The 15,454-nt window shown below is 70.5% G+C and carries 5 protein-coding genes; 2 read left to right on the top strand and 3 right to left on the bottom strand.

Features of this window, described 5'->3' with window-relative positions:
• Positions 1-105: 105 nt before the first annotated feature.
• Together JIG36_RS33060 and JIG36_RS33065 are read left to right on the top strand one after the other, a co-directional pair.
• Positions 106-2,850: an ATP-binding protein gene (locus JIG36_RS33060; protein WP_203380335.1), complete on the top strand. Its 2,745-nt coding sequence runs from the start codon at positions 106-108 to the stop codon at positions 2,848-2,850.
• A gap of 161 nt (positions 2,851-3,011) precedes the next feature.
• Entirely contained in the window at positions 3,012-4,862 is a 1,851-nt protein-coding gene (locus tag JIG36_RS33065; RefSeq protein ID WP_203380336.1) for a hypothetical protein, read from the top strand.
• A 48-nt stretch (positions 4,863-4,910) separates the two neighbouring features.
• On the opposite strand, the gene JIG36_RS33070 is transcribed toward JIG36_RS33065, so the two are convergent.
• Genes JIG36_RS33070 through JIG36_RS33080 form a run of 3 tightly spaced genes read right to left on the bottom strand, consistent with a single transcriptional unit; the run spans position 4,911 to position 15,410 of the window.
• Positions 4,911-5,777: a hypothetical protein gene (locus tag JIG36_RS33070; protein WP_203380337.1), complete on the bottom strand. Its 867-nt coding sequence runs from the start codon at positions 5,775-5,777 to the stop codon at positions 4,911-4,913.
• A 26-nt stretch (positions 5,778-5,803) separates the two neighbouring features.
• A complete protein-coding gene (locus JIG36_RS33075; RefSeq protein WP_203380338.1) occupies positions 5,804-11,938 on the bottom strand; it encodes an RHS repeat-associated core domain-containing protein in 6,135 nt (2,044 codons plus the stop codon).
• A gap of 1 nt (position 11,939) precedes the next feature.
• Positions 11,940-15,410 (bottom strand): LamG domain-containing protein, encoded by a 3,471-nt coding sequence (locus JIG36_RS33080; RefSeq protein WP_203380339.1) that lies wholly within the window; start codon positions 15,408-15,410, stop codon positions 11,940-11,942.
• Positions 15,411-15,454 lie beyond the last annotated feature (44 nt).

The raw sequence follows: 15,454 nt of genomic DNA on the forward strand, positions 1-15,454 counted from the left end.
CCGTCCCCCGTCTTTGCGGTGGTGCTGCCACCACCTGGGGTCATGGCCCCGCCGCGATAGGGTCGTGAACGGATTTCATGTCGTACGACCGGGGGACTGCCACTTTTGGATCGCGTTGAGTTCGTCGTCGATGCCGCGCTGCTCGATCGGCTGGCGCACTGGGGTGGCAACGTATCCGCACTGCACCGGGAACTGGTGGCCGAGGCCGGCGGCGCGCGCGTGCCGAGCCTGGCGACGCTGCATCGGGCCATCACCAAGGCTCAGGCCGTCAACGCGCCGCCGCCGCGCGACGACCGTCCGGAACCGCCCGACCCCGGGGTGGCGATGTCGATGGACGAGCTGACCGGACGGCTGCACGCGCTCAAGGTCTGGGCCGGCGATCCGTCCTACGCGCGGATCACCACCCTGGTCAACGCCGCGTGGCGCCGTTCCGGCCGGCCGAGCAGCGAGCTGGTCGGGCGCACCACCGTGGGCGACTGCTTCCGTCCCGGGCGGCGCCGGCTCAGCGTGGAACTGGTCACGGCGATCGTGCAGGTGCTGCATCCCGATCCGGCGTACCTGGCGCAATGGCAGCAGGCGTTGCAGATCGTCGCCGGCCAGCGGCGGGCGGCTTCGCAGGTACGCGTGTACGGCGCCCTGCCCCCGGAGCTGCCGCTGTTCACCGGCCGGGAGGAGGAGTTACGCCGCCTGCGGGACACGCTCACCCCGTACGGGCCGGTCGTGATCGCCACCATCGAGGGGATGGCCGGAGTCGGGAAGACCCAGCTGGCCGTGCGGGCGGCCCACCAGGTCCCGTACGAGAAAACGCTCTTCGTCAGTCTTCGCGGTTTTGATCCTGACCCGGGGCACCCGCCGGCCGACCCGGTCGCGGTGCTGGACGGCTTTCTGCGGCAGCTCGGCGTGTCCGGCTCGAACGTCCCGCACGACCTCGACGCCTGCCGGCGGCTCTACAACGAGCGGCTTTCCGGCTCCCGTACGCTCATCGTGCTGGACAACGCCGTCGACGCCGACCAGGTGCGGCCCCTGCTGCCGAGCGTGCCGGGCTGTTCGGTGCTGGTCACCAGCCGGCGCAGTCTCGACGCGCTCAACCCGGCCGTCTCGCTGACCCTCGACGTGTTCGGCCGGCCCGAGGCGTTGCGGCTGCTGACCGACGAGGTCGGCGAGGCCGCGGTGCACGAGGACCCGGACGCCGCGGCCCGCATCACGGAACTCTGCGGACGGCTGCCGCTGGCGCTCGGCCTGATCGCGGCGCAGGTGCGGGCGAAACCGGGCTGGGCTCTGGCCGACCACGCGGAGTGGCTCGACGAGCGCCGCCGGGCCGGGCGCCTCGACGACGGCGTGACCCTCGCGCTCGACCGGTCGTACGAGAATCTGGACGCCGACCGGCAACGCTTGCTCCGGCTGGTGGCGCTGCACCCGGCCGAAGACTTCGACGCCTACGCGGCGGCCGCGCTGACCGGGGGCGACCTGGAGTCCGTACGGACCGGGCTCCGGCAGCTGTACGAGGATCACCTGGTCACGCTCGCGGGCGACGACCGCTACACACAGCACGACCTGATCCGCCTGTACGCGGCCGAGCGCGCCCACGAGCAGGAACGACCGGCCGATCGGCGGGCGGCGCTGACCCGCCTGTTCGACCACTACCTGGCCACCACCGTGGGCGCGATGAAGATCCTGTATCCCACGGGCGCCGACCGCCGGCCGCCGGCCCCGCCGACAACCGCGCCCGTGCCGGCCCTGACCGGCTCGGATGCCGCCTCGGCGTGGCTGAGCGCCGAACACCCCACGCTGTTGGTGGTCGCCACGTACGCCGCGGACCACGAATGGCCGACCCACACCACCCGTCTCGCGGAAGTGCTGTTCTCCTACCTGCTCTACACGAGCTATCGCGACCTGCTGGCCATGAACGACCGGGCGGCCGCGGCGGCCCGGTCGATCGGTGACGCCCGGTCCGAGGCCAAAGCCCTGTCGGCGCAGGGCGTCGCCTTCACCAACCTGGGTCAGAACGAGCGGGCGGCCGATCGTCTGGAGCGTTCGGTCGAGTTGTTCCGCAGCATCAACGACGTTCGCGGTCAGGCCCACACCGTGATGAACCTGGCCAACCTGACCTTCTATCACCGCGGTCCGGCCGCGGCGAAGGTCCACTACGAGAAGGCGCACGCCCTCTATCTCGAGGCCGACGACCGGATCGGGGAATCGCGGTCCCTGCACAACCTCGGCTACAACGAGGGGACGCTCGGCAACTTCGACGAGGCGATCGACTACCTGACCCGGGCGCTCGCGATCCACCAGGAGCTGAGCGACCTCGACAGCGCCGCCAAGGCCCTGAGCAACATGGCGGACATCGAGACGCGGTGCGGCCGGCTCGACGAGGCCCAGCAGCACGGCCAGGAGGCGCTGGCCCTGAGCCGCCGGCTCGGCAACCGCAACTTCGAGGCGGACGCCCTGGACGCCCTCGGCCTGGTCCACACCCGCCGGGGCGATCCGGAACGGGCCATCACCCTGCACGAGCAGGCGCTGGCGCTCAAACGCGAGGTCGGCGACCGGGTCGCCGAGGCCGACATCCGCAACGGGCTCGGCGAGGCGACCCGCGCGGCCGGCCGGCTGGAGTTGTCGGTCGCCCACTTCGAGGCGGCGCTGGCCATCACCGGTGACGACGGCATGGCCGAACAGCGGGCGCGGGCGTACACCGGTCTCGGCCACACCCTGGCGGAGCAAGGAGATCCAGTCGGCGCCCGTGGGTTCTTCGAGCGGGCGCTGAACCTCTACGTCGAGCACGACATGTACGAGGCCGACAGCATCCGCCGCTTGCTGGCGAGCGGGACGGGCAGTCGAACGACGACGTCGTAGCCGTACGCCATGTGCCGTCGTTCCCCCGTTCGGCTGCCCGTTCCCGCTCATCCCCGTCGATCATCGCGGCCCGGCCGGCCCGAACGGCGGAATCCGACCGACTCCGACCGTTTCTCACCCGGGCGGCATAATCGTCGATGTCCGGAAGGGGGTGGGGCAGCGTGCCGGAACCGTTGTCGCCGTGGTGGGCCGACGTCCACGACGCCACCCAGCTGCTGACCTCCCAGCTCAACGCCCTGGTCGCGCACGCCGCCCGGGTCGGTGTCTACACCCCGCCGCCCGGCTCCCCTCCCCCGCGACGCCGCCGGCAGCCCGCCTCCCTGCGCCACCTGGCCGAGGTGATCCGCACCCACCGGCTGGCCCCCGGCCTGTCGGTCGACAAGGACGACGTGGCCGCGGTCCTCGCCGGCGACCCCTCCCGCGTCACCGACCCGGCCCTGGTCGTCGCGATCGCCCGGGCCGCCCATCTCATCGCCGGCGAGCCGTTCCCCGACGGCGACGCGGACCGCCTCGCGGTGGCCGGCACGCACGTGTCGACTCTTCTCGAAGCGGCGCGCCGGGCCGACGAACGAGCCCCGAGCGCCGTGCCCGCGCTCCAGGTCACCGAGCCCGTCGTCCTCGACGGCTATTTCACCACCCGCCGGCCCCGCCGATGGCGGGCGCCGATCGCCGGCCTGCTCGGAGCGCTGGTGCTGGCCGGCGTCACCGCGCTGGTGGTCCCGCGCGGCCAGGAACCGGACAAACCGACGAGCCCGCCCGCCCCGGTGGCGCCGGGGATGACTCCCCTGGACCATGCGGCGGCCCACGACGACTATCTCAACCCGCAGCCGCTGCAGGACGCGCTCGCCCACCGCTTCACCAGCTTCGAGGCCGACGTCGTGCTGCGCGAGGGCAACCTGGAGCTCTGCCACCACCTCGACGGCGGCACCTGCCGCGACCCGCGCAACGCCCGGATCACCGCCCGGCCGTTCGAGGCGACCTACCTGCGGGGACTCAGCAGCCGGGTGAACGCCACCGGCGGCCGGGTATATCCGGGATACCACCAGCCGGTCCTGCTCTTCGTCGAGATCGGCTGCGCCACGGCCGCGGGCGTCTGCGCGCTGCCCGAGGACCCGGCCGCGGCGGCCACCGACCCGAACAACCCGCTGGTGGTGGCCCGGAAGATCATGGACGCGCTCACCCCGTACCGGGAAATGCTCTTCCACGTCGACGGCACGGCCCGGCAATGGGGTCCGGTGCAGGTGGTCATCACCGGCAGCCACAACGACGATCAGCTCCCGGCGGGCGGCGACGGCCACAACTCCGTACGCGGGCTGCTCGCCCAGCAGGCCGACACGTACGCCTTCCTGGACGGCAGTTTCGGCGTCGACCGCGACCAGTACAACGCGGACCTGGTCCCGGTGATCAGCTTCCCCAGCGTCGGCATGAACGAGGACTGCACCTACAACGCCAACAACCCGCTCCAGACGAAGCATTGGGACAACATCACCAAAGCCCAGAGCACAGGACATCACGTACGGGTTCTGGCCCCCGACAACTGCCCCGGCGGCAGCGACTTCTGGACCGATGCGCTGTACGGCGGCGTCGACCTCATCAGCAGCAACGGTGTCGCATCGCTGGGCGACTGGATAGCCACCAACGCGGCCGGCGGCGGTGGCGGCAACTGTTCCGTTCCGACGTGGATCCCCGCCGCCCGGTTGAAGGGTCAGAACTGCACGCTCGACCCCGGTGACATCCCGGTCATGAGCCGGCCCGACCCCAATTCCGGCCCCGTCGGAAACGTGGCCGGGGGCGGCACCCAATGGTTCCTGGGTCAGCAGCCCGGCGAGCCGTACGACCACAATTCGACCCACAATTTCTGGTGGGCCTACACCCAGGCCGGCAACGGCCGTTGGGGCTGGGTGTCGGTGCTCTATTTCAGCGGCGGCGTCCTCGACCAGTCAGCCGTCGGCCTGCAGTACGGCTGCTACGACGTACGCCCCGGCGAGCGCGCCGAGTGCCACCCGCTCTGACCCCATCTGTTCCCGGGCCGATCAGCCGCACCTGCCGTCGGCGCAGAGCTACACCGCTCTGCGCCGCCAGATGTCGACCTTCCGGCGGAACGCCGACGCCGGCGTGTCCGAGGGCAGCACCGGCCGCAGAACGTCGAGCACCCGGGCCGCCTCGGCATCCCGATAGTCGCCGAAATGCTCGGTGGCCCGCAGCAGCACCGCACCGCCGGGCAGCTCCTCCACCGCCCAGAACGCGCCGCTCGACCGCAGCCCGGCGGCCCCGCCGACCTGGGGCACCAGCGACGACGGCACCACCGTCAGCCAGGCGTAGCCACGCAGCTGCCGGCGTGCCGTCCCGGCTGCTGTCGCCCAGAACTGGCCGGTGTACTCCTCGACGCACGTCATGATCGAGCCGTACGCGAAGCTGGCCTCGGCGTAGTCGACGTCGCAGGAACGCACCATCCGCCCGAGGAAGGCCGCCACCGCGGCCTCCCGAGCCGGATCGGCGTACCAGAACTTCTCCTTGCTCTCGACGATGAGCTGGACGACATCGCCGGTCCGATACATGAAGCACACGACGCGGTCATCGGTGCGGTAGTAGGGCAGCGGCGACCCGCCCTCGCTCGCCGTGACGCGAAACATCGCGCCGACGTAGGTTCCCGCGGACAGCCGGTCGAGATACTCCGGCCACCTGGTCATGTCGTCCTCGAAGAACATGTCGTCCAGGTCGGCGCCCTCGAGTCCGGTCGTAGCCATCACGGAGATGTCGTCGGGCACCCCCGCAGCCACCCGCTCCTTGAGGACGCCCCCCAGCTCGGCCCACGCCGACTCGAACCACAGCCGAATCACCGCCCCGGCGGGCGCCGACTGCCTCGACACGTCGAACGACATCCGGACGCCCACCAGTCCGTCGAACATCGGATCGTCGATGGACATAATCTCTCCTCAGTCGGCGCCCGGCGTCAGCCGGCCAGATCCCAGTCGCCCCGGCGCATGGCAGGCTGCTGGTCCGGCTTGATGGCGCGCCACAGCCACCTCGCTCCGGCACCGACCGCCGCCGGACCGCAGTACAAGATACAAGCCGCCGCGCCCAGAGCGATCGGCCCGATCACGAGGGCGTCCGCGGCGGGATCCGACGTGACCGCCCCGGCGTCCTTGGGTCCCCACCGGGTGCGCTCGAAGTTCTCTTCCTGGAACCTCGTCTCCTCCTCCGACGCGATCTTGTTGGTCTCGCGCTGAAGCCGGAACGCGGCCTCGTCCGGTTCGTCCCTACCCTTGTGGACCTCGTAGATCTCGACGCCGTCGGCCGCCGACGTGACCTTGAGAACCTCGTTGTGCCCGTTGGAGGCGATCGCATACTCGTCGATCGGTTTGAACGCGCCGACCGGTCCTCGGACGACCCGCACCTGCTCCTGCTTCCCGATCGTCCGATATCGCAGGTTCTCCTGCAGCTTGTCCCTGATGTCGTTGACCTGATTGGCAGCCGCGCTCTCGCTGCCGACCGGTTTGACCTCCCACACCCAGACCGCGTCCGGGGAGCAGTCGTAACAGATGATGTCGGCGCCCTGGTACTTGTTCTTGTAGTCGAACTTGATGTGCGCGTTCGGATAGTTGCGCCGCAGGTTGGCCACCCGCACCCGGACGGCCACGTCGTGGTCGGACGACGAACCGTTCACCTTTCCGCCCGCGTCGTAGTACGCCTTCAGCCCGGCCTGGACGATCCCGTACATGGCCTCCCACGGGTTCTCGCCGCTCGGGTCGGACATGGTGACCGGGTTGTTGTCCGAGTACGTGTAGCCGTGGATCTGCTGCGATCGCAGGTAGTCCACCACCGGGTCGGGCGAGACGAACCGGCCGATCACCGGGTCGTAATCGCGGGCACCCAGGTGCGTCAGGCCCTCCGGCTCGTCGACGAGGCCGCCGACGAAGCCTCGCGAGCTGGGCCACGTGCCCGGCGCGGCCCCGCGGGCCCCGCCGAACGGCGTCGTCCGTTTGCGCTGCGCGGCGCCTGTGGCCGCGTCGACGGCGACCGCCGCGGTGCCCTGGTGATCGCCGATGGTGAAGCCGACCCCGGCGGCACTCCGGATGGCGACCGCGCCCGCGCCCAGGTCGTAGTAGCGGGTCGCGGTGACCGTGTTCGTCGCGAGCGTGAGCTTGAGCTCCGTGGTCGGGAGATAGAGCGTGTTCGCGTCGGTCTGCTTGCGCAACAGGCGGTTGCCGTCGGCGTCGTACACGTACGACGTCTTGCGCCCGCCCTCGTCGATCTGCTTGAGCCGGCCCTCCGCCGTCCACGACAGGGTCTGCGTGGCGGTGGCGCCCGGCCGCTGGATCGTGTTGCCGCCGGCGTCGTACTTGTACTCCCGGGTCGACTTCTGCCCGTCCGCGGTCGTGGTCTCCACCGCGGTCAGCGTCTTCTGCTGCGACGCCTCCGGATAGACGTAGCGCAGCAGGACGTCCTCGTCGCCGTCGACGTCGTGCGCGATCTCCTGCTGCCGGCTGCCGGCCTCGTCATAGGTGTACGAGGACCAGTACGGCGCCGGGCCGTTCAGCGTCGTGTCGGCGGCGGGCGCGACCGAGCAGTCCTGGGCGCTGGTGTCCGAGGCCCACGCGCCGGTCAGCCGCTGCAGGTAGTCGTACGTGAAGCACTGCTTCTCGTGCCGCCCGCCCTCCGGCGCGTCGTCGATGGAGAGGATGTTTCCGGCCTGGTCGTGCTCGTAGCGGAGGTCGGTCTGCGGGGTCAGCGCGCCGTCCACCCGCGACTTCGTCGTCGCCCGCTTCAGGCGCCCGGTCCCCTTCTCGTATTCCATGGTGAGCTCGGCCATCGTCTTGGCGCCGGTGGACATGCTCAGCTGCGTGGGCGCGCCGGTGTGGTTGGTCAGCGAGCCGGTGAGATACGTCGACAGCGAGCCGGTCACGGTCGTCCGGCGCTGCAGGTCGTCGTAGCCGTAGACCAGCGACTCGGCCGGCAGGTCACCGGTGACCGGCGAGCTGCTGCCCTGCTGGGTGCCGTCCGGGTTGAAGGTGGCCGTGAAGTCGTACGTGCCGGCCAGTTTGCCCTCGCCCGTCGGCACGATGTACCTGGTCGTCAGCGGCCGGTACGCGTAGTCGCGCAGCGGGTAGGCGATGCTGTAGGTGCTGGTCCCCTCGAAGCGCTGTGAGTACGACAACTGCCCCTTGTGGTACTGGTCGTAGGTCCAACCGGCCAGTTTGGTGCCCGAGGCATTGTCGCCGAGATAGATCGCCGTACGCCGGCCGAGCTTGTCGTACGTGGTGAACAGATGATCGCCCCGGCCGGTCTTCATCCAGGTCAGGCGGCCCGCCTTGTCGTACTTGAACTCGCTCGCGCCCGCGTCCGGGTCGTCGGCGGTCAGCTTGCGCCCGAGCAGGTCATAGGTGAACGACCAGTCGTTGCCAGCCGCGTCCTGCACGCTCTTCAGCTGTCCCGACGTGGTGTACCCGTACTTGATCTTGTCGTATCCGCTGCGGGCCCGGTCCTTGGCCTGCCACAGCTCGGTGGTGTGGCCCTGCACGTCCTGCAGCCGGGTGGTGGGCGTCCCGCCCAGCGGCGGGTCGACGTGCACCCGGTCACCGCCGTAGCGCGTGGTCGTCCGCCACTTCTCGTCGCCGGCCACCGCGTAGATCTCCACGGTCATCCGGTCGGCGCCGTCGTACTGGAAGATCTGCTGCCCGGCAACCTCGCCGTTGCGGATCTCGTCCTCGTCGAGCAGGACCGCGGAGGGAGCGCCGGCCGCGTAGTAGCCGTCGTTCTTCCGCTTGACCTGGCCGGTGGCCGTGTAGAAGGTGTCGGTCACCAGCCGGCCGCCGTCCGGCCCCGGCTGCTGCGTCTGCCGCGGGCGCAACAGCCCGTCGAAGATCTGGAACTCGGTGCGGTAGCCGCCGTCGTTCCCGATGCGGTCGGTGCGGACGTAGGTGGCGGCGTCGCGGGTCATGCCGTACTCGTACTTGATGCTCGGGTCGACGGTGGTGCGCCGGTCGGCGAACCAGACCTTCACCACCCGGCCGAGCGAGTCGTACGCGTTGACCGTCGCCTTGCTGTTGGCGTCCGTCTCCTGGATCGGCAGACCCCACTGCGGCGCGTACGTCACGACGGTGACCTGGTTGAGGTGGTTCGTCGTCTCGATCCGGGTGGTCAGACCGTTCGTCGTCGCGTACCCGCGCTTCGTGACCGCCCCCTCGGCATCGGTCTCGGTGAGCACCCGGTGCATGGCGTCGTAGGTCTTGGCCGACACGGTGACGAAGGTGTCCGCGGTCGCGGTGCTTTCCGACAGGGCGGTGTTCTTCGTGACGTCACCCGCGCTGGGGAGGGCGCCGAGCACGTCGCTGTTGTCGTAGTACGTCCGCTCCTGGCTGATCGTCTGGGTGACCGGGTCGGCCGTCTTGCCGCAGGCCACGCCGACCGTCACGACCTGGGACGCGTACGTCCGCATCCAGCGGGTCTCGTCGTCGGCGTAGCTGGTCGTCGTGCACCGGTCGTCGGCGGTGGTAGCCAGGTCGCCCTGGTCGTCCAGCCGGGTGACGCGTCCGGCCTTGGCGTCGAAGCTCTGAGTGGCCTTCATCTCCCGCCAGCCGCCGGTGTCCTTGGCGATGTAACCGCGGGTCACCAGCGAACGGGCCGCCCAGGCGTGCAGGGATCCCCAGTCGTACTTCGTGGTCCCCTTGACGTACTGGTCGGTCGCGGTCTCCTCACTCCACGGCTCGGTGATCTCCTTCCGCACGATCGCGGCGCCGTTGTAGAGGATCGTCTCGAGCGGCAGGCCGGCGTACTCGTCGCGGTCGGTGTAGGTCTTGCCGGTGCTGTCCTCGACGGTGACCGTGCGGGTGCCGCCGTCGGGGTCCTTGTCACCGTGCAGGCCACGAAGGAAGTACGAATCGGAGCGCGTACGCATGGTCACGCCGTCCCCGCCGGTGATCTTGACGTGCTCGTACCCACGCCAGTCGTTCCACGTGCGGAACTTGTCCAGGGTGACGCCGTCGGCGGCCGCGTACCGCCAGCCGGCCCCGCCGAGGTACTCGTACCGGGTGATCATCTGGTCGGTGCCGGCGACCGGGTCGCTGACCGACGTCTCTTCGACCACGTACTTGTGGAACCAGTCGGTGATGGGCTCCTGGTAGCCGGACGGCGTCCACTTGACCGGGAAACACCGCTTTGTGCTCTTGCCCACCGCGGGATAGCTGGTCGGCGTGCACTCCGGGTCGGCGTAGTCGACGAAGGTGTGCGCGCCCGACTCCGTGTCGAGCGAGGCCAGGCGCGGGCGCACCAGCGGTGACAGGTTGTCGGGCTTGTTGTCCCGGTCGTCGAGCCGGTTCTCCAGCAGCAGCGGGCCGAGGCTGGTCACGGGCAGAGGCAGTTCGGTGCCGGCGAGACCGGTCCGGCGGATCTGATAGGGCCAGAGGCTGCGGCTGCCGTCGCCGTTGTCGGTGAAGGAGTGGTCGATCCGCCACTTCTCGACGTCGGAGTAGCCGGTCGCGCTCGCCTTGATCTGGGTGGTCACCTCGACCAGCCGGATCCGGGTCCAGAACGACGGCGCCTTCTGCTGGGTGCTGCATTTGGTGTCGACGTTGCAGTTGCGGTCGAAGGGAGTGTCGGGCCAGTTCACCGCGGTGTCCTTGGTGAGCTTGTCCTTGGCGCAGGCGGCGGCGCTGACGATGCACCGCTCGGCCGGCGTGAAGCTGATCCGGGCCGGGGCCAGGCCGCCGCTGTAGACCTCGCCGGCCCGCTGGCCGTAGTCGATGTACTTCAGGTAGCCGCCGCGGTCGTACTGGCGCCCGTTGACGTCCGTCTTGCCGGCGAAGGCGTAGGAGTTCTTCTCCTTCTCGTAGAAGTAGGACATGACGTTGCCGCGCGGATCGACCACGTAGTCGAGGTTCCAGCGCCAGGCCTGGTCGCAGTGCGAGGCCGCGAACGTGTCGGCCTTGCAGGGCTCGTCGGTGTCGTCGCCGTAGACCGGCACGGCCCAGGTCGAGTTGGTCTCCGTCTTGCCGCTGCTCCAGCCGGGCAGCCGGTTGCGGCCGAACCAGTACTGGGTGCCGTCGTTCGTGGTTACCCGCCAGTACTCACCGTCGTTGTCGCCGTTGGCGATCGTGGCGTCGGTGAGGTGCTCGACCCGGGACCCGTCGTCCTGGGCGATACGCCAGGCGCCGGACACGTCGTCCTGCACGAGCGTGCCGGCCCGGCCGCCCAGCGAGATGGAGACGGCGTTGCGGGCCCAGCACAGGTCGCCGACGTCCTTGTGCCCGTCGTCGTCGCAGGACCGGTAGCTGCGCTCGACGAAACCGGACGCGTACTCGAAGCCCTCGCCCACCCAGGACGACTGGTTGTTGGTGGCCGACGTCTTGCCGTCGACCGCCTGCGACGAGTACGAGAGCGCGACCTCGGGCTGGAGCCCACCCGGAACCGGCGGCACCCGGAACGGGTACGACCAGGTGAAGGCACCCGTGTTCGGCGAAACGCTCCACTGCGACGACGCCGACATCGACGTGGCCGAGTAGGAGCCCTGCGACGACGTGTCGTCGGCCGCCAGCGCCAGCAGCACACCGCTCGCCGAAGTGGCCGGCACGGTCGCGCGCAGTGTCCTGGCTTCCGCGTCGTTGACCGCGGGAACCTCGGTGCCGTCCGTCGTGCGGACCAGGCGCAGCCGTGCCCCGTAGTCACCGCCGTAGACGTTCGCCATCGTGCTGTAGTCGATGCGCACCTCGGCGGCCCGCTCGGCCACCACGTTCAGCAGCACACCGCCGACGCCGGCGGCCCGGGCCCGGCTCTGATCGAGAACCTCGGCCCGCACCCGCCCGGCCTTGGCCGCGATCTTCAGGCCGCCGAGGTCGGCCGGCGCGCCCGAAGCCGGAAGCTCGGCGGCGGCCGCCTTGGGCCACGCCGCGACCGGCAGTCTGGTCGGCACGGCCGGCAGCGCCGGGCGCGGCCGGGCCTTGAAGTTGCCCGCGACCACCGGCTTCTCCCGGGCGACCGGGGTCGGGACGTCGGGCTTGGCCTCCGCCCGGGCCGGGGCCGTGCCGGCGTTCAGCAGTCCGGCGGTGACCGTCGCGATCAGCACGGCGGCCAGTGAGGAGCGATGACGCATGTCAGGCCTCCGGCAGTTCGTTCAGGGGCTGCCCGAGCAGCTGGACCATGGTGGCGCCGGCGACACCGGCGTAGACGCGCACGTCGTCGATGTCGCCGCTGAGGAATTCGCCGTAGGCTCCGTTGACCAGCGCCCGGCCGAGCTGGAAGCCACCGGTCGACTTCCAGGCGTGGCCGAACGGCGCGTCCGACTCGTCGACCAGCTGGCCGTCGACGTAGAGCCGCACCTCGTCGGCGAAGTTGTCGTAGACCACGGCCAGGAAGATGCCGCTGTCCTGGCTGGTCGGCAGCAGGTTGGACACCGTCGTACGCCGGTCCGGGTCGGTCGAGGACTCGTCGGCGTGCGGCAGCACCAGCTCGAAGCGGCCGGCCTCGCCGTCCTCGCCGGGCGCGTAACGGACACGGAACGCGCTGGTGCGGGTCCCGCTCTGGGCGAACACGGTCATCGGCCGCTCCGCGTCCAGCGAGGTGAGCCGCACCCGGGCGGTGACCGTGTAGCTGTCACCGGTCTCGGCCACCGGCACGCTGGTCGCCGCATAGTCGTCGACCCCGTCCAGCTGCAGGTGGCCGTCGCCGACCAGCGCCGGAATCGCCAGCTCGTCCGCGGGCCGGTAGAAGACCGGCGTCCCGCCCAGTGCCAGCGCCGGGCCACCGTCGATCTCCGTGGTGGCGGTCTCGGTGCCCTCGTTCAGCTGCCAGTAGGCCAGGCGCTGCGGCACCAGCGCGAACAGCATGCTGATGTCGGCCGCGACGACGATGCGGTCGAAGATCCGCACGTCGCCGAGCGATCCGTTCCAGGTGTCGCCGTAGCCGCCGGTCCGCAACCGGCTGCCCAGCTGCACCGGGCCGTGCGCGATCGGCGTGCTGCGGCGGGCGCCGGTCGCGACCGAGGCGCCGTTGACATAGAGCGTGAGGCTGCGCTTCTCGTGGTCGAACGCGCCCACCAGGTGCACCCATTCGCCCACCGTCGGCTTGCCCCCGGTCACCCGGAACGTGCCCAGCGAGCGGCTGGCGGTGGTCGGCATTGCGAACGACCACGCGTCGAGCGTCTTGTCGTAGCCGAGCGTGAATCCGGCCTGCCCGGTGCCGTCCATGCTGACCGCGACGTGGTCGCCGTTCTTGTCGGCGAGCTTCGCCCAGGTGCTCACGCTGAAGCTACGGGAGGTGTCGACGACGGCGGCTCCGCCGGTGAGCCGGCTGCCCGACTGCCCGTCGAGGGCGACGGCGTAGTCGGCGGGACCACCCGGCCCGGGCACGCCGAACTGGACCCCGCCCCGGGCCACCGCGTTCACGGCGCCGGTCGCGGCGGCCGCCTCGGTCGAGCCGGCGGCGTCCTTGAGCCGCCACTCCGCCTTGCCGACCTCCTGGTTGGCGACGAAGTCGAAGGAGATCGGCGCGCTCGTCTTGCTGGCCCGGTCGACCGCCAGGGCCGAGAACCAGCCGGTGTCGGGTTTGCTGATGAGCACCCGCACCTCGGACGTGCCGCCGCCGGTGGCCGGCCGCACGACGTTGCTGGGCGACGGGTCCTGGTTCAGGCCCCAGCGGTACTCGATCGCGTCCGTCGAGGCCGACTTGATCAGGAAGGTGACGTAGCGGCCGACCCCGTCGAAGGTCTGCCCCTCCTCGGTCAGCTCCACCGACGTGATGACCGGCGGCGCCGGGGACGTACGGTCCAGGATGAACTTGCAGACCTTGCTGTTGTAGTCGCCGTAGCCGGCGGTGTCCTTCGCCCGCACCTGCCAGTTGATGACGACGTTCTCGGGAATCCCGGTGACCGTCTCCATCGGATAGTAGAACCAGGCGCCCGAATTGTTCTCGCCGGTCAGGAATGTCTTGGAGCCGGCCACGCCGTTGTTGGTCCACCAGAGCCGGAACTCGGCCCGCAGCTTCTCGCGGGTACCGCTCGGGCTGTCGTCGAGGTCGCGCATGACCGCCGACAGTTTCGGCAACGTGTCGACGTACGACGCGGTCTGCGGGCAGACCCCGCCGGGCGTCTGCTTGACCTCACCGTCGGCCGGGCGCGACGGCTTCGTGTTGTACCGGACCTGCAGCGAGGCGTTACTGCAGAAGCGTTTCCAGTACGAGTCGTCGGTCTCGCTGGCGGCCCGCAGGCCGAACGTGGTCGTCCCCCGGCTCACGTCGGCCGACGCCTTGACCGCGTCGAACACGTTGAACTCGACGTTGGGAGTCACCCCGGAGCAGGTGTGCGTGGTCTTGGTCGGCGAGGCCGACGCCTGCTTCGCGAGCCAGTCCGGCTGGTTGCTCCAGGTGGTGGCGGTGGTGATGGGCTTCGTGGTCCACAGCTGCACCTCGCGGGCCTTGCTGTCGTCCGCGGTGTGGTTGAGCGTGATCCGGAAGTCGGCCTCGAGGATGTCCTTCTTCGCGTAGGCCGAGGTCGGGATCGCGAAGAAGAGCCGCTTGACCTGTGTGTTGGCGCAGGTGCCGCTGGAGACCGGGCATTCGCCGACGCCCTCGGACTCCTTGCCGTCGAACTTGGGGTAGGCCTCGTTGTTGTACCCCTTGGAGACCATCGACCACAGCGACCGGGACGAGCCTTTCCAGACCGGGTCGATGAAGACCGGGAACCGGGTCTGCGGGTTGCTGAGCATCGCCTGGTCCGGTGTCAGGGTCAGGGCGCCGGAATCGACGGTGACGTCGACGTCGGCCTCCCGCGACGACTCGGCGGGCTCCTCGGCCAGCGCGCGCATCGCCGAAGTCCCGCGGGGCGCCTCAGCGCCGGAATCCCACATGCGCGGGGCCAGCGCGTCGAAAACCGTGCCACCGGCGGCCGTGTCCACCGCCGTGACTCCGCCCTCGGCCGACTCCCGCAGCTCGACGCCTTCGGTACGCACCGGCAGCACGATGTTGTCCAGCTCCGGCAAGGCGGCGGCCTCCGCGGTCTTCACCACCAGAACGTGCGAGAAGCCGTCGACGTCCGCGTTCAGCACCAGGTCGACGCCCGGCAGCACCTCGGCGTAGGTGGCCGAGTTGCCCTCCAGCGTGGGGACCGGCAGGTCGCGGCCCCAGGACATCTCGATCGATCGGCCCGCGGCCGACAGCTCCGCCATCGCGGCGTCGCCGCCGCCGGAGAGCCGCAGCCCGACCGTCGACGCCTTGGGCGCGATGCTGCCGTCGGCGGCCCGCACGAGCGTCGGGTCCACCGGCACCCAGCGCTTGTCCCGCAGCGTACGCACCGGCCGCAGGTGCTCCTCGGCCGTCCGGGTGCCGTCCGGGTTCGCCCACACCGAACGGTTCTCGCCACGGAACGCGCCGATCTCGACCGGCGCTCCGGTCCTGACCGCCTCGGCGGCCGCGTCCGTCTCGGTCTGCCGGATGGCCTCGCCGCCGGCCGGCACCGGCTCGGCGGTCGCCGCCGGCGGGCTCACCGCCACCGACCCGGCCAGCAGGGCGAACAGGCCCGTGACCAAGCCGATTCCCCGGGCGTGCCCCCGCACGCTCCTGCCCAGAGCCATCTCGCGACCCTTCCCCGTGTTGTTCCGCTGTCGGTTGTGGCGCA

This window comes from Paractinoplanes ovalisporus, assembly GCF_016834655.1.
Lineage (GTDB): Bacteria > Actinomycetota > Actinomycetes > Mycobacteriales > Micromonosporaceae > Actinoplanes > Actinoplanes ovalisporus.